The organism is Micromonospora sp. CPCC 206061 (assembly GCF_036906915.1).
GTDB lineage: Bacteria > Actinomycetota > Actinomycetes > Mycobacteriales > Micromonosporaceae > Phytohabitans.
The window spans coordinates 1-23,525 of the sequence record NZ_JBAKHX010000103.1 but is presented as its reverse complement, the minus strand read 5'-3'; the positions used below and the strand labels follow the sequence as shown (position 1 = coordinate 23,525).

17 protein-coding genes and 2 pseudogenes are annotated in these 23,525 nt (G+C 64.2%); 11 read left to right on the top strand and 8 right to left on the bottom strand.

The genetic code is table 11. The annotated features are described in order from the left end of the window. Positions 1-748: 748 nt before the first annotated feature. Positions 749-3,703, bottom strand: a pseudogene (gene uvrA / locus V6V89_RS37125) (excinuclease ABC subunit UvrA); the annotation flags it as partial. Positions 3,704-3,833: 130 nt separating this feature from the next. Continuing rightward, positions 3,834-4,886, bottom strand: coding sequence for a ribosome small subunit-dependent GTPase A (rsgA, locus tag V6V89_RS37120; RefSeq protein WP_334624338.1), 1,053 nt, complete (start codon positions 4,884-4,886; stop codon positions 3,834-3,836). A gap of 284 nt (positions 4,887-5,170) precedes the next feature. On the opposite strand from rsgA, the gene V6V89_RS37115 reads away from it, so the two are divergent. From V6V89_RS37115 to V6V89_RS37100, 4 genes and pseudogenes are all read left to right on the top strand, one after another. Continuing rightward, on the top strand, positions 5,171-5,878 hold the full coding sequence (locus tag V6V89_RS37115) for a maleylpyruvate isomerase family mycothiol-dependent enzyme (RefSeq protein ID WP_334624337.1): 708 nt from the start codon (positions 5,171-5,173) through the stop codon (positions 5,876-5,878). Positions 5,879-5,880: 2 nt separating this feature from the next. Next, a complete protein-coding gene (locus tag V6V89_RS37110) occupies positions 5,881-6,531 on the top strand; it encodes an MBL fold metallo-hydrolase (RefSeq protein WP_334624336.1) in 651 nt (216 codons plus the stop codon). A gap of 45 nt (positions 6,532-6,576) precedes the next feature. Then, positions 6,577-6,939: a hypothetical protein gene (locus tag V6V89_RS37105; RefSeq protein ID WP_334624335.1), complete on the top strand. Its 363-nt coding sequence runs from the start codon at positions 6,577-6,579 to the stop codon at positions 6,937-6,939. Continuing rightward, positions 6,936-7,289, top strand: a pseudogene (locus tag V6V89_RS37100) (DUF2637 domain-containing protein); the annotation flags it as partial. The gene V6V89_RS37105 and the pseudogene V6V89_RS37100, both read left to right, overlap by 4 nt. Before the next feature lie 238 nt (positions 7,290-7,527). Here the strand turns inward: V6V89_RS37100 and V6V89_RS37095 are convergent. Then, positions 7,528-8,559, bottom strand: coding sequence for an HIRAN domain-containing protein (locus V6V89_RS37095; RefSeq protein WP_334624334.1), 1,032 nt, complete (start codon positions 8,557-8,559; stop codon positions 7,528-7,530). Between the two features lie 451 nt (positions 8,560-9,010). Here V6V89_RS37095 and V6V89_RS37090 point away from each other — a divergent pair, with 451 nt between their 5' ends. The 3 genes from V6V89_RS37090 (at position 9,011) to V6V89_RS37080 (ending at position 13,667) form a co-directional block, all read left to right on the top strand. Next, a complete protein-coding gene (locus V6V89_RS37090) occupies positions 9,011-11,110 on the top strand; it encodes a helicase HerA domain-containing protein (protein WP_334624333.1) in 2,100 nt (699 codons plus the stop codon). Between the two features lie 6 nt (positions 11,111-11,116). Continuing rightward, the gene (locus tag V6V89_RS37085; RefSeq protein WP_334624332.1) at positions 11,117-12,514 is read left to right on the top strand and encodes a hypothetical protein; all 1,398 of its coding nucleotides are present in this window, start codon (positions 11,117-11,119) and stop codon (positions 12,512-12,514) included. Positions 12,515-12,653: 139 nt separating this feature from the next. Then, positions 12,654-13,667 carry a DNA adenine methylase gene (locus tag V6V89_RS37080; protein WP_334624340.1) on the top strand — a complete coding sequence of 338 codons (1,014 nt, stop codon included), beginning with the start codon at positions 12,654-12,656 and terminating at the stop codon, positions 13,665-13,667. 106 nt (positions 13,668-13,773) lie between these two features. Here the strand turns inward: V6V89_RS37080 and V6V89_RS37075 are convergent, their stop codons facing one another. From V6V89_RS37075 to V6V89_RS37065, 3 genes are all read right to left on the bottom strand, one after another. Beyond that, positions 13,774-15,372 (bottom strand): PIN-like domain-containing protein, encoded by a 1,599-nt coding sequence (locus tag V6V89_RS37075; RefSeq protein ID WP_334624331.1) that lies wholly within the window; start codon positions 15,370-15,372, stop codon positions 13,774-13,776. A 133-nt stretch (positions 15,373-15,505) separates the two neighbouring features. Beyond that, positions 15,506-16,051, bottom strand: coding sequence for a GNAT family N-acetyltransferase (locus V6V89_RS37070; protein ID WP_334624330.1), 546 nt, complete (start codon positions 16,049-16,051; stop codon positions 15,506-15,508). Further along, positions 16,048-17,295 carry a helix-turn-helix domain-containing protein gene (locus tag V6V89_RS37065; protein WP_334624329.1) on the bottom strand — a complete coding sequence of 416 codons (1,248 nt, stop codon included), beginning with the start codon at positions 17,293-17,295 and terminating at the stop codon, positions 16,048-16,050. Before V6V89_RS37065 ends, V6V89_RS37070 begins: the two co-directional genes overlap by 4 nt. Positions 17,296-17,532: 237 nt before the next feature. Here V6V89_RS37065 and V6V89_RS37060 point away from each other — a divergent pair, with 237 nt between their 5' ends. From V6V89_RS37060 to V6V89_RS37045, 4 genes are all read left to right on the top strand, one after another. Continuing rightward, positions 17,533-18,438 (top strand): helix-turn-helix domain-containing protein, encoded by a 906-nt coding sequence (locus V6V89_RS37060; protein ID WP_334624328.1) that lies wholly within the window; start codon positions 17,533-17,535, stop codon positions 18,436-18,438. A 2-nt stretch (positions 18,439-18,440) separates the two neighbouring features. Next, the gene (locus V6V89_RS37055; RefSeq protein WP_334624327.1) at positions 18,441-19,319 is read left to right on the top strand and encodes a helix-turn-helix domain-containing protein; all 879 of its coding nucleotides are present in this window, start codon (positions 18,441-18,443) and stop codon (positions 19,317-19,319) included. Next, positions 19,316-19,519 (top strand): hypothetical protein, encoded by a 204-nt coding sequence (locus V6V89_RS37050; protein ID WP_334624326.1) that lies wholly within the window; start codon positions 19,316-19,318, stop codon positions 19,517-19,519. The genes V6V89_RS37055 and V6V89_RS37050 overlap by 4 nt, the downstream gene beginning before the upstream one ends. Positions 19,520-19,779: 260 nt before the next feature. Then, positions 19,780-20,670, top strand: coding sequence for a replication-relaxation family protein (locus V6V89_RS37045; RefSeq protein WP_334624325.1), 891 nt, complete (start codon positions 19,780-19,782; stop codon positions 20,668-20,670). Positions 20,671-21,156: 486 nt separating this feature from the next. Here the strand turns inward: V6V89_RS37045 and V6V89_RS37040 are convergent, their stop codons facing one another. Both V6V89_RS37040 and V6V89_RS37035 read right to left on the bottom strand, forming a co-directional pair. After that, the gene (locus V6V89_RS37040; protein WP_334624324.1) at positions 21,157-22,044 is read right to left on the bottom strand and encodes a hypothetical protein; all 888 of its coding nucleotides are present in this window, start codon (positions 22,042-22,044) and stop codon (positions 21,157-21,159) included. A gap of 175 nt (positions 22,045-22,219) precedes the next feature. Further along, on the bottom strand, positions 22,220-23,488 hold the full coding sequence (locus tag V6V89_RS37035) for a recombinase family protein (RefSeq protein ID WP_334624339.1): 1,269 nt from the start codon (positions 23,486-23,488) through the stop codon (positions 22,220-22,222). Positions 23,489-23,525 lie beyond the last annotated feature (37 nt).

The following is a 23,525-nucleotide window of genomic DNA, read 5'->3' as shown; positions in this document are numbered from 1 at the left end:
CTCTACCGCTTCATCCAAACCAACGCCATCACCACTTGACACAAGCCTTCACAGATCAAGGGCTAATGCACGTGGTTGGATCTCTTTTCCGCGCGCGTTTGCCCTTGATCGACGGACATCTCCTTGGTCGATGGCGCGAGAGTAGGCGATTCGGCGCAGCGTCGAGGCCGGGGCCTTGCGGTTCGGCAGGCGCTCTGATCCGCGGGTCGATTCGCAGCGGGGGGCGTGGTTCGGGCCGCACCATGCGGTGGTCTGGGCTTGCGGGCAGGGCTCGCGCCACCGTGCGGCGCCTGGGCTTGTCGTGTGGCGCTCGCACCGTGCGCGCCCGGGTTGGTTGCGGCGTCCGCCGGCGGCTCGGCCACCGATCAAGGAGATCTCGATGGATCAAGGGCAAACGCACGCGGAAAAGAGATCCAACCACGTGCATTTGCCCTTGATCGGTGGGTGCGGCGGCCTCGCGCGGGCGGACGTGCGGACGTGCGGGCGGACGGGCGGGGCGCGCGGACAGTCCCGGGCCGGCGTAGCCGGTCCGGGAAAGAGATGGACGTTAGCCGCGAGACTTGGCCGGAGCGCGCCGGGCCTTCGGCGCCGCCTTCGCGGCCTTCGCCGCGCCGGCAGCCTCACCCTTCGCCCCAGCCGCGGTCTCCGAGGCAGCCTCGGTCTTCGACGCGGTCGTACTCTTCGACGCGGCCCTGCTCCTGGACGCGCCCGCGGCGCCACCCTTGCCGGCCGTCGCCTCCGGCGGCGACGCCTCGGAAGCCGCCCCCACACGCGTCGAGGCCGCCCGCGAGGTGACTTTCTTCGCCACCCCGTTGGCCTTGGCCGCCCGCGATGTGGCCTCCGCACCCCCGCTGGGCTTCCCGTCGAGCCCGAGCACGTGCCGCAGGAACTGCCCCGTGTGGCTCTCAGCCACCTCGGCCAGCTCCTCGGGCGTGCCGGTGGCGATCACCATGCCGCCCTTGTGACCGCCCTCGGGGCCCATGTCGATCAGCCAGTCGGCCGTCTTGATCACGTCGAGGTTGTGCTCGATGACGATGACCGTGTTGCCCTTGTCGACCAGGCTCTCCAAGACTCGCAGCAACTTGCGGATGTCTTCGAAGTGCAGGCCGGTGGTCGGCTCGTCGAGCACGTACACCGTGCGGCCGGTCGACCGCTTCTGTAGCTCGGACGCCAGCTTCACCCGCTGCGCCTCACCACCGGACAGTGTCGGCGCCGGCTGGCCAAGCCGCACGTATCCGAGCCCCACGTCGACCAGTGTCTTGAGGTGCCGGTGGATCGCCGGTATCGCCTCGAAGAACGAGGACGCCTCCTCGATCGGCATCTCCAGCACCTCGGAGATGGTGCGCCCCTTGTAGTGCACTTCGAGCGTCTCCCGGTTGTACCGGGCGCCCTTGCACACCTCGCACGGGACGTACACGTCAGGGAGGAAGTTCATCTCAATCTTGATCGTGCCGTCACCGGCGCAGTTTTCGCACCGGCCACCCTTGACGTTGAACGAGAACCGCCCCGGCCCGTATCCCCGTACCTTGGCCTCGGTGGTCTCGGCGAAGAGCTTGCGGATGTGGTCGAACACGCCCGTGTAGGTGGCCGGGTTGGAGCGCGGCGTACGCCCGATCGGCGACTGGTCGACGCCGACCACCTTGTCGACCTCGTCGAGCCCGGTTATGCGGGTGTGCCGCCCCGGCACCATGCGTGCGCCGTTGATCTGGTTGGCCAGCACCGTGTACAGGATGTCGTTGACCAGCGTCGACTTGCCCGACCCGGACACCCCGGTGACGGCGATGAACTGCCCGAGCGGAAACGCTACGGTCAGCCCCTTGAGGTTGTGCTCGCGCGCGCCCTGCACGACGAGCTCCCGCCCCGGGATGCGCATGCGCCGGGTGCCCGGCGTGGGTATCGACCGCCGCCCGGACAGGTAGGCGCCTGTGAGCGACTCTTCGCTCTCCAGCAACCCGGAGACCGAGCCGCTGTGCACGATGCGGCCACCGTGCTCGCCCGCGCCCGGCCCGATGTCGACGATCCAGTCGGCGGTGCGGATCGTGTCTTCGTCGTGCTCGACGACGATCAGCGTGTTGCCGAGCTTCTTGAGCCGCACGAGCGTCTCGATGAGCCGATGGTTGTCGCGCTGGTGGAGGCCGATCGACGGCTCGTCGAGCACGTACAGCACGCCGACCAGCCCGGACCCGATCTGGGTGGCGAGCCGGATGCGCTGCGCCTCACCGCCGGAGAGCGTGCCCGCCGGCCGGTCGAGCGACAGGTAGTCGAGCCCCACGTCGACCAGGAATCGCAGCCGCGCGTTGATTTCCTTGAGCACCCGCTCGGCGATCATCTTCTGGCGGTCGTTGAGCACCAGCGCACCGAGCAGGTCGGCGCAGTCGCCCACGGACAGGCCGCAGACCTCGGCGATGCTGCGGCCGTCGATGGTGACCGCCAGCACCTCGGGCTTGAGCCGCGCCCCGCCACACGTCGGGCACGGCACGTCGCGCATGTACCCCTCGTACTTGTCACGCGACCAGTCGGACTCGGTGTCGGAGTGCCGCCGCTCCAACCACTGCACCACGCCCTCGAACCCGGTGTAGTAGGACCGCACCCGGCCGTACTTGTTGCGGTACCGGACGTGCACCTGGTTTTCGACGCCGTACATGATGGTCTTCTGCGCCCGCGCGGGCAGTGCGCGCCACGGGGTGTCGATGTCGAAGTGCTCGGCCTCGCCGAGCGCTTCGAGCAGCCGCAGGAAGTATTCCAACGTCTGGCCGCCGGCCCACGGCTGGATGGCGCCCTCGCGGAGCGTGCGCTCGACGTCGGGGACGACCAGCTCCGGGTCGACCTCCTTCTTGGTGCCGAGGCCGGTGCACTCGGGGCAGGCGCCGTAGGGCGCGTTGAAGGAGAAGCTGCGCGGCTCCATCGCCTCGAACGACAGGTCGTCGTACGAGCAGGCCAGGTGCTCGGAGAAGGTGCGCTCGCGGTGCTCGTCATCTTCGGGCAGGTCGACGAACTCGAGGATCACCACGCCCGCGGCCAGCCGCAGCGCGGTCTCGACCGAGTCGGTGAGCCGCTGCTTGGCGCTCGCCTTGACCGTGAGCCGGTCGATCACCACCTCGATGGTGTGCTTTTCCTGCTTCTTCAGCTTGGGCGGCTCGGTGAGCGGGTGCACGACCCCGTCGACCCGCACCCGGGCGTACCCCTTGGACTGCAGCTCGGCGAACAGGTCGACATACTCGCCCTTGCGGCCGCGCACGACCGGCGCGAGCACCTGGAACCTGGTCCCCTCATCCATCGCGAGCACCCGGTCGACGATCTGCTGGGGCGTCTGCCGCGAGATCGGCCGCCCACACTTGGGACAGTGCGGCTCGCCCACGCGCGCGAAGAGAAGCCGCAGGTAGTCGTAGACCTCAGTGATCGTGCCCACGGTCGAGCGCGGGTTACGCGAGGTCGATTTCTGGTCGATCGACACGGCCGGCGAGAGGCCCTCGATGAAGTCGACGTCGGGCTTGTCCATCTGACCGAGGAACTGCCGTGCGTACGACGACAGCGACTCCACGTAACGCCGCTGCCCCTCCGCGAAGATCGTGTCGAAGGCGAGGCTGGACTTACCCGATCCGGACAGCCCGGTGAAGACGATCATCGCGTCCCGTGGCAGGTCGAGGTTGACGTCGCGAAGGTTGTGCTCGCGCGCGCCACGGATGATCAGTCGGTCGGACACTACCTGCCCCCGGGGGAAGATTTTTCGAACGCTGGGCTTGTCAAAACCAGAGTTTTCGAACACCAGTAACTGCCGGAGCAACTCTAGTCCCGGGGTACGACAATTTCCCGCGCGGCCGCATTCCCGCACCTCACGGGCGATGCCTGGCGCGCACCTCCCGGTGAATCCGGCGCCACCGCGCACGCTCCTCAGCGGCCAGGCGGACATCTCGCCGCCGCGCCTCGAACGCGATCTCCCGCTGGAGCCGCCGCCAGCTCGCGAGCCGCCGCGGCGCCAGGTCGCCGGACTCGACCGCCGCTCGCACCGCACACGCCGGCTCGTCCTCGTGACGACAGTCACTGAACCGGCACTCAGCCGCCAGGTCCGCCACGTCGGCGAAGGCCTGGTCGAGCCCCTCCGACCCGTCGAGCAGCCCGACCGCCCGCACGCCAGGCGTGTCCAGGACCGCCCCTCCCCCCGGTACCGGAATCAAGGCCCGATATGTGGTCGTGTGTCGTCCTTTGCCGTCCGCGCGGCGGATGGTTTGTGTGCCCATGACCGTCGCGCCCGCGAGGGCGTTGACCAGCGTGGACTTGCCCGCGCCCGACGGACCGAGCAGGCCGAGCGTGCGCCCGGCCGCGACCAGCGGCCGCAGGCGCTCGAGGCCGTCGCCGCGCAGCGCGCTCGCCGCGACGACATCCACACCAGGCGCGAACGCCGCGATGTCCGCGGCGACAGAGTCCGGGTCCGCCGCCAGATCGCATTTTGTGAGTACGACGACAGGCTGAGCGCCAGAATCCCAGGCGAGCGCCAGCAGCCGCTCGATCCGCCCGACATCGGGCGTCGGATGCATGGGCTCGACGACGGCCGCCGCGTCGATGTTGGCGGCGAGAACCTGACCCGTCGAGTCCTTGTCGGAAGTGCGCCGGACGATGGCGGTGCGGCGGGGTAAAACCGCCTCGATGGTCAGCCGGTCGTCGGGCCAGGCCCGCACGGCCACCCAGTCGCCGGCGCACGGCAGGTTGGCAGGATCGCGTGCGGCCGCCGCCATCACGTTTCCACCGAGGCTGGCCCGCACCGCGCCGCCGGCGCAGAGCACAGTGCATATCCCGCGGTCCGCGCGAACCACACGGCCCGGTCGATGGTGGTTGTCGAGTTTCGGATACGAGCCGTCCCAACCGAGGGACGTCAGGTCGAACGTCATCGGAGAACCTTTGTGAGAGAAGGAAGCCCTAAAACCGCGGGCGGGTCGAGGCGAGGAAGCCCATGTCGGTCCTCACCTCCTCTCGGGCCTGCGTGACGCGTCTGAACAGACAGTAAGGTCATCCTCCGCTGGGGGGAACTGATTTCTGTAGGGTCGGGGTGTGACCGACCTAGCTGGCGCTCGCTCCGCTCACGCGGGTCATGCGCCTCGAAGCCTCCCTGTAGCCGACCCTGCGCTCGGTCGCTGCGCTCCCTCGACTCCGGGCCGGCTGCGGGAGGCGGCGCATGACCGCTGATCCGCTCGTCCTGTTGCCGCAGCTCGACCAGGCCACCGACCGGGTGCTGCGCACCGCCGCCACCCTCGGCGACGCCGATGGACCCTCCTCCCTGCCGGGGTGGACGCGGGGGCATGTGCTGACCCACCTCGCGCGCAACGCCGACGCGTACGTCAACCTGCTCAACTGGGCGCGCACCGGGGTTCGCACGCCGGCGTACCCAAGCAAGGAAGCCCGCGCCGCCGACATCGAGGCCGGCGCCGGCCGCCCACTCACCGAGCAGGTCGAAGACCTGCGCGCCTCCGCCGCCCGCTTCGCCGAGCTGGCCGCGGACATGCCGGCGTCCGCCTGGGCCGCGACCCTCGAAAAGCTCGGCGGCCGCCAGGTTCCCGCCGCCATCGTGGTCTGGGACCGTTTGCGCGAGGTCGAGGTCCACCACGTCGACCTCGACGCCGGATACACGACCGCCGACTGGCCCGACGCGTTCAGCCAGCACCTGCTTCGCGAGCTCCTGAACGGTTTCGGCAAGCGCGACGACGCCCCGCACCTCATCCTGCGCCCCGACGAGCTGGGCCACGACCTGGCCCTGGGCTCCGGCGGCCCCGTCGTCGCCGGCCCGTCACACGCCCTCGCCGGTTGGCTGGCCGGCCGCTCCACCGGCAAGGATCTGCGCGTCATCCCCGACGGCCCGCTGCCGTCCGTGCCCGCTTGGATGTGAAAATGCCGTACACCGGAGACGTCAGCCCCGGCAGCCCGCCCGACGTCCGCGAACTCGACGCGCTCACCATCACCAAGGTGTCCGTCGGCCCGATGGACAACAACGCATACCTGCTGCGGTGCAACGCGACGGGCGAGCAGATCCTCATCGACGCCGCCAACGAGGCACCGCGCCTGCTCTCCTTGACCGGCGACAGTGGACTGTCCACTGTAGTCACGACGCACCGGCACATGGACCACTGGGTAGCTCTGGAAGAGGTGGTCGCAGCGACAGGCGCCCGCTCGATCGCCCACGCCGCCGACGCGGGCGAGCTGCCGGTACCGTCAGAGACGGTGGCCGACGGCGACACGGTGTCGGTGGGCGACTGTTCCCTCGAAGTCATCCACGTGGTCGGGCACACGCCGGGATCGATAGCACTGCTGTATCGCGACCCGGCCGGCATCCCCCACCTCTTCACCGGCGACTCCCTCTTCCCCGGGGGTCCTGGCCGGACAACAGATCCGCGGGACTTCGACTCGCTGATGACCGATCTGGAGACGAAAGTCTTCGGGCGGTTCCCTGACGATACCTGGTTCTATCCGGGCCACGGCAGGGATTCGACCCTGGGAGCCGAGCGCGGCTCGATCCCAGAGTGGCGGGCTCGCGGCTGGTAGCTGTCGCGCGTCGGGACTCCCGGGCTCTATGCCTGAGGAGTCCCGATGTCCCTTACGTTCGCCGAAGCTGAACGCCGTAGCCCGTACGCGTTGTTGCTGGAGCTGCGCGAGCATGCGCTGCTCTCACCCAGCGATGCTGGCGGTCATCTGACGGAGCTGGCGCTCGCCGCTGCCGTCGTGGCCTGGTGGACACGGTGGCAGCCGCTGACTGTGCACCATGCCCTTCTCTCCGGCGCCACCCTCGCCGAGGTTGCGGCTGCGTGCGGCTTGGACCGTGCGGAGGTTGTTCGCCGCTGGACGCGGTGGGCCGAGGCGCAGATGCGGCTTGTGATCGGTTCTCGGCCTGCGCTCGATCCGGCGGAGGCGGAACTCGTGCGCGGTCGTATCGAGGCCGAGGTGGTCGCATGAACGCCGGCCGGCTCGCTCGGAACGTCAGCACTGCGGCGGTCGCTTCCATTGCGGCCTGGTCGTCGTGGAGTCACATGGTCGACGTCGCCCTCGCCTACGGCGAACGAGCCGAGGTCGCGTACGTGTTGCCCATCTCGGTCGACGGCATGCTCGTCGTCGCCTCCACCGCGATGGTCGACGACCGGCGGGCCGAGCGGCCGGTGCGGTGGTCCGCTCGGATCGCGTTCGTCGCCGGGGTCGGCGCTTCCATGGCTGCCAACATCGCCGCTGCCCAGCCGAGTCTCGGTGCCCGTGTGGTGGCTGCCTGGCCAGCGGTGGCTCTTCTGCTCGTGGTGGAGATGCTGTCCCGGACCCGCCGCCCCCGTCCGGACATGTCCGCAGCGGTTCCGGACGCGTCGGGCGCGGTAGGTCCGGACACTGTCTCTGCCAACGGCGCGGCCCCTCAACGCCGTAGCGCCGCCGTGACAGGCGCAGCCATCGCGGCCGTCCGCGCCGAGCGTCCCGATGCGACCGCCTCGGACATCGCTGCTGCGGTCGGCGTGTCAGAACGCCACGTCCGTCGGCTGCTCGGCTCCGCGTCTCGGTCGCTCAGTCCCAGGCCGGCACCCACCATTGCCAGCCCTCCGGAGCCAGCGGCCACGACGGATCGGGCCGCCATCCAGACGGTGGAGCCCATCCCTGCGGAGGAGTCGGCCAGCCCGGCGGCACGGTGAACCGGATCGAGGTAGGCGGAGGCGGGATAGGAGCGTGCTGACGCGGAGGCTCGTACGCCGCCGCTGGCGATGGTGCAGATGAGGCGGTGGCCACGGCGACGGCTGGTTGTCGTGCGCGCGCCGTCTCGCGGAGCCACTCGTCCGGCAACTCGTGGGCGCGCGCCACGTAGAGCACGACCTCGGCCTTGATGCGGTTTCCCTTGACGATCACACGCGCCGCAGTCGTCACGCCGGCCTCGGCGAGGTGCCGGATCGCCGGCAGCACCTCGCTGCTCATCTTCGGCGTGAGCTGCCCGACCCGTTCGTCGTTGATCCTGATCTCGACGATCGCCTTGGATGTCCTGGCGGTCTCTTCGACAACCTCGTGCAGGGTCGCGTAGGCCCAGGTCTCCCCTTCGGGCCGTAGATGCGGCGCGAGCGCGTCGAGATGTCTGTCCTCGCCGGTCACCTGGATGGCATTGCCCAGCGGCAGCGTCCGGTGCTCACCATTCGGTGGCATGTTCGTCGGCACGAGCATGTGCGGCTCGGCCAGGTCGAGCGTGACGCTGGCGTGGAACTCTCCGCGCCCTGGCTCGTCGTCGTATGAGAAAACCGAGGCCCAGATGCGAGCCTGAACCTGCGGCGTCCACCCGTTGGCGACCAGCCCCGACAGCACCGAGACGTACTGCGGCGCCACTTCCTTTGGCAGGTAGCCGAGTTGGTGGTTGCCACACCAGACCGCGATGGCGTTGCGGTCGAAGCGGTTGTTGGGCTCGGGCAGGAGTTGAACGTCGACCTTGATCTCGGAGCCACCGGACTTCAGGTCCGGGCCGACCACCGCTCGGATGGCCTTGGCATGATGCGACTCACCGGCGACGTCAACGCGTGCCCAGCCACGCTGACCCCACAGGTCAAAGGCGATCGACATAGGAGCAGACCCTAGTTGTGATCGCCGATCCGGTCGTGACCTTCATCTGTCAGGTTTCCGATCGCAGGGACCGCCGTTTAAGCCTCCGCCACGTAACTGGAGCTACCTGCGGAGAGCTTGCCACTGGTGTGATCTTCCCGCACAACTAGCCTGCGGCGATTTCATCTACCTTGTCCCGAGGGGTTGCAGTGTGCGACCAGTCTCGGTGCGCGGCGAGACCAAGAGCCACAAGGCACGGCGGCCACGAGGCTCCGATTCCGCGTGTCCCCGCTCATCTCGGTCTGCTGCCAGGAGAGAATCTTGTGGGCCGGCCACGCCTAGCCACAAGCCTCTAGGCCAACGCACTTGCACTTGTTGCCAAAGCTCGACATCGTGGAGGTCCCGTCATGGTCAGTCCAGGGACGGAGTCCACTATCCACATCCGATAGCTCGGCCGAGGAGGAGAACGCTAGTGCCAGACCTCATCCCCAACGTCGGCGCAGGAACGTTGTTCGAAACAGTCCTCCTAGCGGACGACCGGGCGATGCGCGTAGGAGCCATCCAGAGTCTGGACTATAACCGGGCCATCGTGATCACCCACGATCGTTGGAAGGCCGACGCCGGCGGCATACCACAGTTCTCCTTTCTGCTCGCAACGGCGCGTGAGGTCGGAACCGGCGGCGGCGACGATGACGAGGTTCTTCTCCTGCGGGTTGAAGGGACGGGGCCGCTAGCCCTTGAACGCGACCTACTCGGGGTCCGGGAGGAGGCGCTACGCGAGGCATTGTCACGCAATGAGGACCCTTCACCATCCAGCATCCTCGACATCAATCTCGACCCGTTCACGAGAAATAGAGTCTCGTTTACAGGACTGGATTGTCGGATCCTCGGCACATTCTATGAGGAGAAAAGAGATGGTCGTCATGTGCTTCAATTCGGGCACGACGTCGACAATTTCTACGCCACGTCGGCCTACCGCGTATTTAAGCCGTTCGCCGACGGCCTACGAGCCATCGCATCTTACGTAAAGCCAGACGCCGAATCCCCTGAGATGGTAAGAATCGGCGCAGTCCGTTACTCATCCACGAGGCGCCGCGCAACCGCTGCAAAGCAGGAGGATGTAACAGTTGAGGTTAATATAAACGACTTTATCGGTAGCAAGACCGGCATGTTCGGCATGACGCGGATGGGTAAGTCGAATACTATGAAGACCGTCTGCGCACGCATATTTGCGGTCTCTGAAAGGCGCCGCGCCTCCGAGGGCAGCCCTATTGGTCAACTGATTTTCGACCCTCAGGGCGAGTACGCCAACCCTAACACCCAGGACGGCACCGAACTCGCTGCCATTGGAACAAGCCACGTCGTCATTTACAAGTTTGGCGCCATTGGAGGCCAGCCGAATGTACGGCCTCTTGGTTTCAACTTCTTCGACCCAGCCCAAATCGACGCCGCGAAGGGCGTAATATCTGCCGCTCTTGCTGATGCCGCCTCGGACTATGTTCGCGCATTCGTGCACGCAGACTTCACTGGAAAACCCGTTGAGGGCGAGACGACCAGTGATGCTCAGCAACGTAGGAAGCGAGCAGAGCGAGGCAGGCTAATACTTTATGGCGCCCTCGCGAAAGCGGATTTCAAGATCCCAAATACACACACCGCGCCAGACGGCACCGAATGGCCATGGCGGGCGTGGCTCTCGATGCGGAAACCACTCGCCGACGAGATGGAGCGACAACTCGGAGCCAACCACGTCAAGCGCGCCAATGGCGGGTACGTGGGTGTCGCCCGAGAATCCTTGCTGCGCGTCATAGACTGGCTACTCGAACGTGATCAAGCCGGCGACCTCACTGGCGATGCAGCTGCGGGACTCGCATCAATCATCGGCGGCGACGCGTGGCGTTCAGCACAACCGATCTATACTCAAGAAAGTCAGGGCAAATCCGTATCTGGCTACACCAAACTGAAGCCGCTCCGCCTTTTCCACACGCCATCATCGAAGACAGACTACAGGAGCGAGATCTATTCCGAGCTTGTCGAGGGCCGAATCGTAATTGTGGATCTCCACCTGGGTCCAGACTCTGTGATTCAACGGCTTTCTGAGGATTTGGCGGAACACCTAATGGAGCGCCAAACTGACGTCTTTACCTCCGGGCGAGAGGCACCTCATATTCAAGTCATTCTTGAGGAGGCCCACAACCTGTTCTCGTCAGATAGATATAAAGACGACCTAGACGTATGGGTACGAATGGCCAAGCAGGCTAGCAAATTGAACCTTGGCATGCTCTATGCGACTCAAGAAGTCACGGGTGTGGACCATCAGGTTTTGGCAAATACCAAGAATTGGGTCGTTGCTCACTTGAACAACGCTAGGGAAGTAAGGGCGCTAGGCGATTACTACGACTTTAGATCATTCGGAGACGCAATCATCAGCCACGAGGATCGCGGCTTCGTGCGGCTAAAGACGATGTCGTCCCCGTATATCATTCCGGTTCACATCGATCGGTATGGACGGGACCTGGTTAACGAGGCGCGCAAGGCCGCCGGCGAGTTGCCCTTGCCTCCCGCAGGAGCGTGACAACTCATGCCCTACGATACTGTCTCGGGCGGGTTCGAACGTGCGTCCCGCTTGGGACACGGCAACGCAATCGTTCGCGCCATGGCAGACCGATCGACATTTTACGTACCATCCGAACATGTACGCGACTTGGCGTGGCTGGCCCCGAAGATCCGCAATCGAGCAACCTTGCCCACGCCTACCAGCGGCGATCGCCTGACCAACGCTATTGGCATCGACGGTTCTTTGATGGTGGTCCCGGTCCGCGACGGTCTTCCATCCGTTCGCTACGGCTACGCCCAGGCCGCTGCCATCTGGCTCGACCTCGAGGCGATGGAGCATCAGCGACGAGAACGCTTCGTCGATCCTGTGGCCCTAAATCGTGCAGTCAACTCAGCTCTGGTCTCTTACGACTTGCCCGTCGCTGGCGCATACGTGCGCGAAGGAATATCGATTTCAGACTCTTGGCGCGAAAGCATTAATCGACTGTTCCGTATTAAAAAGGTCGAAGTCAACAGACTCAACCAAAGCTTGCTTGAATTGCTCATGCTACTTCATGGGCGACCCGGAAAACCAGCGACCACGCTTTCGGTAGACTGCCCGAATCGCGCATGCAGTCAGCGTCGAATTGCTGTAAGTCCAGACGGAACGAACTGCCCGTCATGTACCGGTCGCGTCCTACCAACCGACGTGCTACGGATCTACGAAGAGGTCATTGAAGATGGGGCGAATCAAGAGGCTCTCGGCCGTCTAATGCAGGTGGTCGAGCTATTGGTCGTCGTCGGACTGGTTACCCTGCTCTGGGAACAGTCGCGGGATGCTTTGCTTCGCAGCACGATGTTCGTCATGGACGGACCACTGGCGGTCTACGGCCCCCCCGCCAAGCTTCGCGCCCGCGCCCTTGAATACTTCCAGAAAATGGCGGACCCTTCGACGGGCTCCAGGCCACATCTGTGCGGCATTGAGAAGACCGGCACGTTCGTTGACTACGCAAAAACTCTTGCGAGACACGACGCGTTGAAACCTGGAGACCTGTTAGTGCTTGATCACGAGGTAATCGGCGCTATCAACAATTCCGAGAATCCCATAGCGTATGGCGCGGAAACCTATTGGGGTCGGAAGTTTGTCTATCGGGCGAAAGACGGACGTGTGGTTGTCGTTACGGTACTTCCAGAGGCCGGGCAGCCATATGACGATAATGGAGGCCAACCAGAACCCGAGAGCTATCCTTCGTTACCAGCAATCTTGGATGTAATCGATCGTACGGGGTCCTCGATGTATAGGGACGGAGTAATTCCGGTCGCTCTCGCCCATTCTAAGGCGGCATATCCGATCGGAGTCGGAACAGACGTCCTGCGGCTCGCAGCGAAGCGGAGGCTTGGCCTGGACGGAAAATCCCCGCTGAGTTCTTCAGGTGGGTACTAGGTTGTCCCGGCCCACGACAACGAACCGCGCATCTGGCGCTCCCCGCCTAGTGGCCACCGACGCTGCACCCGCCCACATCGCATCAGAACCGCGCAGGCTGGAACCCGTAACGCCGCTCAAGGATGCTTCGTGCGGATTGATGCGCTATCAGTCTCCACTTCGCTATCCGGGGGCAAAATCAGGCCTTTCCGGAGTAATCGGCGAACTGATAACCGCGGCGCGGTCTTCGATTGGCCCTCCAGAGCTTTTCTTGGAGCCCTTCGCCGGAGGATCTGCTACGTCGCTTCGCCTTGCCGGGGCTGGTCTAGCTAATCGGGTCTTGATAGCTGACGCTGATCCTCTTGTCGCTCGCTTTTGGCAAGTGGCCGCTGCGGACACAGAATGGTTAATCGATAGGATGTGGGAGGAGCCAGTCACCCTCGAACGGTGGGACTTCTGGCGTTCTTGGAAGCCGTCCAGCGCTTCGGATCGAGATATTGCAATGAAGTGCTTGTTTCTTAATCGAACAACCTTCTCTGGAATTCTCCATGGAAGAGCAGGCCCAATTGGCGGCCGACGGCAAGACGGACCTTACAGCATCGACTGCAGGTTCAATAAGGAAGGTATTGAGCGCCGGCTTAGATTCGTCGGTGACCTGTACGCGACAAACCGGATAGCCGATGTCTGGTGCAAGGATTGGCAGCATAGCCTTGTCGATGTTGCCGAATGGTACCCCCAGCTTCTCCCGAATAAGGTCGTCACGTATCTCGATCCACCTTATTTGGAACGATCAATGAGACTTTACGGGAAATCGTTCGATCCTTCTGGAGGATACGCACCGAAGGGTGGCATCTCTATCAATTGGTCTGGCAAGGCCGAGCACTACAGGCTAGCCGAATATCTGCGCCGCAGAGCCCAGTTCAGATGGATATTGTCCTACGACAACCATCCCGTATTGATCGGTGACGAAGGGCTTTATGCTGCGAACCAGATGGGACCGACCGCAGAGGAGCGCAGTTTACTCGGAGTCCGATCCTGGAAGATATCGAAGCGACTTGTAAATTTGCGCTACAGCGTGACTAGCAAGATCAGATCGGAACGTTCTGAATTGTTGATCACGACGCTTCCGCCTGGAACCGTTCCGTCGGACGGCAAGTTCATGGCGATTCCTTAGCAGAAGAGCGATTCCTTAGCAGAAGACTTCCAGTTCGGCTCGATAATCGTGCAGGAGGTATAAACGTCGAGCCACGCGCCGGCGCCAATTACAGTCGCTTCAGTCACTATCGGCGAATCAATTTGACCGTCTCAGACCTTAGATTTACCGCGCTAGCTTTAAACCCTCCCGCCGCAATAGCCTTCCCGAGCGGGTTGCGCACCGAGTACCAATACGGGAGGTGACTACGCGCCGAGGAAGCGAGCGGAAATCCGAGTACGTCCTCAAGGTCAGCAAAAGTTAGCGGTACGGCGTCTGCGGCCTCGGCTTTGAGCCAGTCCGTTAGCGGCCGGTAATTACTCGCCGTGTGGCCGGCTTCGATATCTGCATCTGAGTCGAAGCTCGAAGAAGATGTCGATCCCCGTAAGATGGCGACGACCTCGGCCGGCACACGAAATCCTGAGGCACGAACACCGTCCGGATAAAGCGGCTTGAGGATCGGCGTAACCGGGTCCGGGAGACGACCCGCTCGTTGAAGATCGGCCGTGATTCTGCTGGTTGGTCGCGTAAACCCTCTTAGCATTCGTTCGTCGCTATAGCCACAAAGTCCATAGACATCCTCCCGGCTGATTGTCCCCCCCAATGCTGCCGCCTCCCGGATAACGTCCGCTTGAGGCTGTCCTTCCGCGTCCAAGCGCACGAGTAGCTGCGTAACCGCCTCCGGGGTCCAAGTGCCGACCTGGTCGAGTTCCTGCTGTACTCGCCCGGCATCCTCCAGCGAGTCCGGGCTGACTTGGACGTTCAGTGTTGCCGATCGGAGGAGTAGATCGTGGGGTCGCAGGAGGAACAACTGTCGTCCATTGCTTAGGTCAAAAAATTCCTTCGTCATTTCGTGGCGGGGGCCGATCACTACTGACCGATGTCGCCACCACCAATCCTCTTTCTCATCGCCAGTAATTATCACGAGGTCGAGCTGGCGTTGGATAGCTTCTTGGCAAGCTTGCCAATAGACCAGGTAATCACCCGCTGCACCTTCAGGATTTTCGTCCTCCTTGTCGGCGTCCAGATACCCAGGCGGCCGCTGATCCTCGACCCGTTGCTTCCCCTCAGTGATCCATTGACTCCAAACGTCATCTTTCGGACGCGGCAGAACTTTTCCTTCCACTAGCGCGCCAAGCCGGGTGAGGACACGGTCCTCGGTGGCAGGTGTTGCGGCATGAACCCGATCTGGCTCAGCCCTGCCGATCGCGTCGAGGACTTCCTCAAAGACCTTACTCACGTCGCCCTGTAGGCGTGTGAGATCTGCTTCAGCAAGTGCTACTTGCTTTGCCCAGCGGGCGAGGGCGTCTGAGGTTGACCGTTGGTTCTTCTGGAGAGCAGCACGAACCTCTTGCACTGCGGCGTCTGGGTTGCCGATCGCCGCAAGCCGATTTCTGTGAAACTCCAGCATAGCCTGATGCGGAACAGCAAGGCGGTCGCCGAATCTCTCGAATATCGCCAAGAGGTCGTTCGTCGTACGCGCATTATATCGATAGAGATTGAGTAATACGTTTGCGTCGACTGCAACGAGTGCCACTTTTAGGGCACTATCGACATCAACATCGGTAAGGACGCGGTAACCCTCGAACCCGTCAAACAAGCCAGCCAAGAGGGCCTCCTCGTGGTAAGAAGCTCGACCATCCAAGTCCGCAAAGGCCCACTTGCTTAGCAGGCCCGCCAAGATCATCTACGTGCTGCTAGGGATCATCCCGACTCGCGCTCATGGCAGCTTATCGGCCCGACGCAAGGCATCCGACGGTCATGACGTGACGACCGCGTCGCAACAACCAAGGCCAGGCCGTCAAGGCCCAAAGCGGACCTTACCGTAGGGGCAGTACGAGGACCTCGAAGATGGGGGAATCAGTGAAGGGCTTGACCGTGCCGATCATTCTCCATCCCCAACGGAGGTAGGCGGAGCGCGCAGGTTCGTTGTCGGGGCGTACGAGGAGGGTGGCACGTTGCTCGGTACGCCGGCGTAGCAGCGCATCGTGCAGCGCGTGGCCGAACCCGTGGCCCCGCCGGCTTCGGTGGACCATCAGCTCGTTGAACGCGAAGGTCCGGTTGCCGTCCTCGCGGGTGAATTCCTCGTCGTCTGCATGTGGTCCTTGTAGGCCGGTCCACCACCGCGAGTTCTCCGGCAGTGTGTACCCGAGGGCGAAGCCGACCAGGTCGTCGTCGGCGTGGCCGGTGACCATCGCGAGACCGTCTCGGTTGGCGTATGCGTCCAGGCGGTCCCAGAACCGCTCGGGCGTGCGGAACGGGTCGGCGAGTTGTCCGGCGTACACCTCGGTGTAAAGGGCCAGAATCTCCTCGCGCATGGCGCGCATGCCGGCCGCGCCGTGGTGGCGGATGGTCAGGTCGGTCACGGGGCAGTCCCGTACGGCGTGGTTCGGTACCAGGCGAGCACGTCGGCGACCTCCGGTGTCCGGCGGTGTGGATGGAGTTGTTCGGTGAGGAGCCGGAACTCGGAGCCGACGCGGGCGCTGGCGACGTCGCCGTCGAGGAGCCGCAACGCGTCGCTGGCGGCCTCAGCCGCGCCGACAACCTGCCGTGCGGTGACGCGGGCTTTCGCCAGACGTACAAGGTGCAGGCAGCGATTACGGGCGAACCGCGGTTCGTAGGCGGCCAGCGACTGTTCTAGCAGCGCGGCTCCGCGCTTGCCGTCCCGGAGATCGAGTGCCGCGTCAGCTTCAACAGCGTCGATCTCCGGGTGGTTGAAAAACTCCAGCCACTGGGGCGGAGTCCCTCGGTCCTCGTCGAGTGTGTGGCGGGCGTCGGTGAATGCTCGGGCTGCCTCACGGCCGTCGCCGAGCATGGCGAGCGACCGTCCGCGGCGCATGGTCAGCATCGCTTGGACCCGGCTGACTGGCTGGGCTGGCAGGAGCCGTTGGGCTGCCGCGACGTACCGGAGTGCTTGTCGTGGTCGGCGCAGGATGACGGCGTGTAGGGCGAGGTTGGCGAGCGCGTGTACCTGGGTGTCGGCGCTGGCGGCCTGTTCTGCGAGTGCGAGTGATTCGGTGTAGTAGGTGTGGGCGGCGTCGTGGCGTCCGGCGTCGGTTGCCAACCATCCCGCGCAGATGTACGCGCGGCCGGCCAGCCTCACCAGCGCGTCGCCGACGGGTTGGCTGTACTCGGCCTGGTCGAGCAGCGTGACGATCCCCTGGGCTCGGGCGGCAGCGACATCCCACAGCCCAGCGGCGCCGTGGCGGGCATCAAGCGCCCGCAGCCGCGCGACGACCTGGTCCAGCTTGGCCACGTCCGCCTCAGTAAGCAGGGCATCTTCGGCAAGGTCGATGCCGGCCAAGGCCGCAGCGCCGGCGGCGGCCGCGCCGAGGTTGAGGAAGGTGCGGCGGTACACGTCTGCGAACGCTACTCCCGCAGCCGGCATCGCCTCGTGACGTCGCACGTCCTCGTCGTACGCGACGACCAGATCGCCAGCGGCAGCAAGCGCCGTGTCGCACTGTTCGGCGAACACGCGACTGCCACGCCGGCGCCCATTCTCGACCTTGGACAGGTAGCTCTTGTCGAAATTGACCTTGCGAGCGAGAACGTCGAGCGATACCCCGGCTCGGCGCCGGGTTCGTCGTAGTGCCTCACCGAAAGAGTCCACAGTCAACCTCTGTCAACGGGTCAACCCCTGCCGATCGCGCGATTTGGCTGTGACGCTACCGGCAACCGTTTCGCACGGGAACGCCATCACCGATTTTCTCGGAACTGGCACCCGTACGGAACGCCGGAAACCGTCAAGGCGTAACCCAACCAGCCTCGCGACGCTATCGCGCGGCGAATTGGTGCCGCCTTGCCAAAGCCGGCGCGGCGGCTCGCTGAGCGCCTCCCACAAAGACTCGTGGGCCGTCGTGCCGCATCACCTGCGGGAGGACCAGTGGCAGCCTACGACGGTACCGACAGCCGTCCCTCATTGCGTGCTCGCTGGTTGGCCAGCCGAATGCGTCAGCTACGCGACGACCAAGGACTGGCGCGCAGATTCGTCACCGCTCACCTCGACGTCGACCTGAGCGAGTTCGGCAGGTTTGAACGAGGCGAGCACGCATTCACCCGCGAACGCGTCAACGCACTCCTGGACGTGTACCGCGTGCACGACCCCGACGAGCGGGACCTCCTGCTACGCCTGGCCCAAGCGGTATGGCAGTCCGGCTCTGAACTGGACTTCGACGGCGCCGTCCCCGACGCGTCATTCGCCGACCTGCTCTGGCTGGAATCACACGCCACCCACATCCGCTGCTACAGCCCACTGTCCATCCCCGACCTGCTACACACGCCCTCGCACGCCGAACAGACGGCCCGCTCCGCAGCGGGCATAACAGCGGGTCAGGAGCGGATCGCCGCGTGGCAGCGCCTCACGGCAGACCGCCAACAGCGACTCGATCTACATCCTGAGCGGGTCGAGTTGACCGTGGTGATGGACGCATGTGCTCTGTCCCGTCCCGTCGGTAGCCCGCGCGGCTGGCAAGACCAGCTCGACCACATACGTCAGGCGGCGACGCTGCCGAACGTGACGATTCGCGTCCTGCCCACCGACGTACCACGGCCGACGGCCGTTGACGGCGCGTTCAGCATCTTCGACCTGCCCAGCCGCTACCCGGCACCGCAGGTAGTGCACATCCCCTACCTAGGCGGCCGGCTGTTCCTGGAAGACAGCCACGCCCACGCAACCGCATTCGAGCACCTCTACCGCGTCGCCTCCGATGTGGACCAGCCAACCATCCGTATCCCCTCCGAACAGGAAAGGTGACCATGCCGACCAAACGAGAACAGTTCAGCCAGACCATCCGCGCCCAATACCTGGGCCAGCGTATGCGCGAGCTACGCGACGAACGCGGCCTGACCCTCAAATATGTGGCCGCCTACCTCGGCGTCGAGTTCTCCACGCTCGCCAGGTACGAACGTGCCGAGTGGCCGTTCCGCAAAGACCACGTGATCGGGCTGCTGGACGTCTATGGCGTCTACGACGACAACCAGCGCAACCAGCTGGTCGCGCTCGCGGCCAACGCCTGGCGAGCTGACCACTGGTACCGCGACGGCATCAAATCCGACGCCACCCACGGTCCCATGCCCGACCGCTGGTGGGTACAGAACCGTGCACAGCAGATCTGCGTCTACAGCCCCAACCTCATCCCCGCCCTGCTGCAGACCGCCGCGTACGCCGACGAGATCCTCAGCCGTGCTCAGCTCGGCAAAGTCACCAAGGAGCAGCGCGAGAAGTACCTGCACGACAACGCCGCCCGCGCCAAAGCCCTCAGCCGCCCCGAACCCGTCCAGCTCCACACCATCGTGGACGAGCGAGCACTACACCGCCCGGTCGGCGGCACCACAGCCCTGCGCGCGCAACTGGAACACCTCGTCGAGACCGCCCGGTTCCTGCCGGGCGTGGAGATCCAGGTGCTGCGCGACGCCACACAAATCCACCCAGGACTGTTCGGCGCCTTCACCGTCTACCGGATGCCACAGCCCTACCCCGACATCGCCTACCTCGACCATCCCGGTGGCGGCCTCCTCATCGAAGGCAGCCCCGCCGAACAACTCAACAACCTGTTCAACGACCTGGCCAAGGAACACGCCGAACCAGCCAACGACTCCATCGCCCTCATCAACATCATCAAGGAGGAACTATGACCAGCACTCAACCCAGCGAACAGCCCAAGCCCGACGGCCCAACGGAAATAGCTGTCGGCGTCGGCGCACAAGCCGTCGCCGAGTTCGCCGACGAACACCACATCAAGATCGCACCCGAACTCCGCGAAGACCTCGCACGCGCAGTACTGACCGCCGCCTCGACGTATCTGGCCACTCCCACCACCCGCGGCCAGACGTAGACCAGCCACAACACGGCAAGTCGCCGGCCACCGGAACCGTAGCCCCCTCGGGCTCACATCCGGCGGCCGGCGTTTGTGTTTGCGGTCCGGGCCCCCGTGCGGGTCTCCGCCTGGCTGTCCGCCCGCATGTCCGCCTTCATCCGGACACCTAAACCGACCCCACCTGAGCTATCACAGCGCAGGTCAACGGCATCGAAGCCGTCCCCCGCTCTGCTCCAACAGACCCTTATCGGGTCTCCCCCTCATGAAAGGAAGTCCTTATGCCAGAACCGTTCCTTCGCATCCAGTCCCGCCTGACCGACCGCGACCATACGCTGCTCGGCTGGCTGGCCGATCACGGTGTACTCACCACGTTCCAGATCGCCCACGCCTTGTTTCCCTCGCTCGACTTCGCGCAACGCCGCCTACGCCGGCTGTGCGACGCCGGCCTGCTGACGCGGTTCCGGCCGTTTCGCGCGGACGGCGGCACCTATCCGTACCACTACGTGCTGGACCAACTCGGTGTCGAAGTAGTCGCCACCCACCGGGGTGAGGACCTGCCCCGCAAGGACAAGGCCCGCCAGCGCCGCTGGCACCTCACCAACCGCGCCAACCTGCCTCACCTACTCGGCACCAACCAGTTCTTCGTCGAGCTCGCCGGCCACGCCCGCACGCATCCGAGCAGTCATCTCCTTCGCTGGTGGTCGACCTCTCATTGCCTAGAGCCGGGTGCCCTCGCAGGCGATCCGGACGACAACCAACAGCGCTACTACCAGCCCGTCATCCGTCCTGACGGACACGGCATCTGGCAGGAGAACGGTGCCACGGTGCCGTTCTTCCTTGAGTACGACACTGGGACCGAGACAGTGGGCCGGCTCGTGGACAAGGTGGCTGGCTACGCCACCCTCGCCCGCGTCACCGGCCTGATCTGGCCGGTGCTGTTCTGGCTCCACGCCACCGCTCGCGAACACAACCTGCACCGACGGCTCACCGACGCCCACATCTGGGTGCCCGTTGCCACTGGCGCGCGGGACGCCACCGCAACCCGCAGCAGCCCGGCCGACGCAGTGTGGTGGCTGCATGGGAATCCTGGCCGCCGACGCCGGTTAGCTGACCTGGCCGACGCCGTCTCGGACGATCGCTATCACACGGGCTCGGCCCAGCCCGTGTGACTTGCTGTTACTCCATGTGAGAGAACGAGCATGTAATTTTCGGCCGATTCTGCGGCCTTTTCTATATGAGGAGACGATCCGCCCCCAAGCGGGATCGCCATCGTAGCCGGAGATCCGCAGACCGGCTGCGCGCTGCGCAGCGGAACCCGCACGCGAGCACTCGGAAGGAAGAACGACATGTTCTCGATCCACCACAACCGACGCCACAAACCACGATCACAGCCTTGGGAGGACTATGCCTCAACGCAGCACCGGCGATCACGAGGCCCACCGACCTGCATCGCAGCGGCAACATGCCCCATGCAGTGAAAATGCCAACGCGCAATCGACCGGTCCCGACGACTGGGCCGACGTTGTCCGCGCCATCGTTGATGCCGCGCCGCCAGCAACGGAAGAACAGCGCGCGAAGCTCTTGGTCCTGCTTCGTAGAGCACGACGAACGCAGACCTAGCCATCAATCTGGTCATCGCTTCAGAACAAGGCCGCTCAATTCGCTGCCTCCCGGGATCCATCCGACTTCTGGGCAAAGTATATCGATCCGGCGGCTTGGTATATGGATCCCTCCCCACCCCGAGCCTCAAGAGACGTAGACGCCCGACCATTCAAATAGGCCGAGATGAGCTCTTGAGCAAGTCGAGCAAATGGGGCGAGATGTGGAATCAGGAGAGCCACTAGAGCCAGACCGACGGTCGGCTCAACGAACCAATAGCGCTCTCCAAAGATCCGCCCAATCAGCCCAGGGAGTAGAAGGAACAGCAAGAGATATAAGACGAAAGAGCGCACGTGCTCTTGATCTTCCTTTGTCCGAGCTACGCCCTGACGTTCAAAAACAACATCACCGTCCGCGTTATACGGGTGAAATGCCGAACCAGATCGCCAGTCCCCCCATGCACCACCATCGCCAATTACTCTAAACTCAACAGCCCACCCCGGCTCAAGGTGGCCGATTTTGAAACGCCGCTCAGACGGCTTACTCGTATCGGACACCTCGTGAACATCGAGTTCCGGCTCCGGCGGTGGGTCCGACAAGAACTCCATTACCTTCGCCTCACGCGGAATTACGAAGCGCAAATACTGGTTCTTTATCGTGGTATTTCCGGTATTGACTAACCGAAACCTCACCCCGACCAACGACCGGATTTCACGATCCTGATAGAACACCCGTACCTTCTGCTGGTGCGCAGGACTCACATCAACAATTCCAGAATCAATGTCGACCGACCAGGACAAGCGCTTCTTAGCCGAACGCTTACGCTTGGACCATTCGAGGACGCTCGAAAAGAAGAAGGAGAGGATGGCGCCAGCGACTAATAAGGCATACGGATTAGACAATATCGACGAAACGGCATCGGATTGAGTAACGGTCTTCCACATACCAGTCCCTCTGCGGCAGTTTGACAGTTCAGCACCATGACATCGCAGCGCACCCGATATAGTCACATGTTCTTGATGTAGGGCAGACTGCTACTGTCGAAGATCGGACAACGCAGAAGAGGCGATCCGGGTTTTCGGAAACATGATGTAGATGCCCTCGTCCGACCAGGAGTAGTCAGGCTCGGTCACCCGTCCTCCAGATGATTTCGATCGACCTTGAGTCGAATCCCGGCCCTCGCCGAGCCACCGGCAGGATGCGCACCCGCTCGATGAGCACACCGAGCACTGCATGCCGCTGGGCAACATTCATCTCGTCCCAGATCTCCCCAGCACGCTCCCCCGCCATGTCGAGCACCAACTTGACATGAGGGTTCACCCGATACATGCGCGCTTGGGCCTCAGCCTGTTCAAGCTGCGGCTTGAGTCGAGCAGTTATCCGATGCAACTGCTCAGCAGTGATCTTCTCGTCGGCATAGTCGTCAGCAGCCTGAGCAAGCCTGCCGCGAATACCCTCCGCCCGCATGAACGCCGCCGCCTTGGCGCCCTCGTCCACGATGAGCAAGTCCGCGAGGTCCGGACGCATCAACCTCTCCACGACGACCCGTCGGACGAACAGATCAACCCGCGACTCGTCCCGCCCCACGCACCCAATGCCCTCGCAGATGTACAGGAGCTTCTTGGCCCCGTACCGAGCGTTGCCCTTGCGAGACACGCGCAAATGGCCGCTACAGACACCGCACTCCCCGATACCCCACGACAGCAGATGAGCCCGAGCACCAGGCCGTACCAGCACATTCGACCCGCGAGCGGCCTGGGAAAGAAGCGCCACAACGGCGTCGTGGTCATCACGCTCGACCAGCGCCGGCCAGCGAGCCGGAATCAGTACCTCATCCGGACGCCCACGGTGATGCACGCGCAACCCCACATTCGCCGGCCGCATCGCGATCTTCTTGACGCTGGTCTTGTTCCACCGAGAGCCGTCCTCGCTCTGACCCTTCGCACGATGGCGCCGTTGGTGCCCAGCCCCCGGCGCGGGAACCCCACGCCGGTTGAGGTCGTCGGTGATAGCCCGAAGCGTCTCAGCCTCGCGCAGCCGACGGACAATCTCGCGGACGATCGAAGCCTGCTCCGGGTCCTCCTCATCGCGGAAGCCGACGACCCGCTTCTGGTCGTCGTACTCGTAGACCCGCCTCCATCCATATAGGACAGCCCCGTTGGCGCGGCCTTCCTGAGCACGCTGGAGAGCAGCCCGAGCAACCCGCTCCCCCTTGATCTCACTCTCGGCAGTGTCGAACTCGCCAAGGATGCCGGCCATCATCCGCCCAGACGCGCTAGTCAGATCCAACTCAGGTCCCTTCACAGCAAGCACGGACACACCCGCAGCCCGCAGCCACTCGATACCTTCAGCACGCTCCCGGTGAGCTTCCCCCCGTAGGCCGGACACCCGAGGTGTGGGGTCAACGGTCGTGATCAGACGGGGT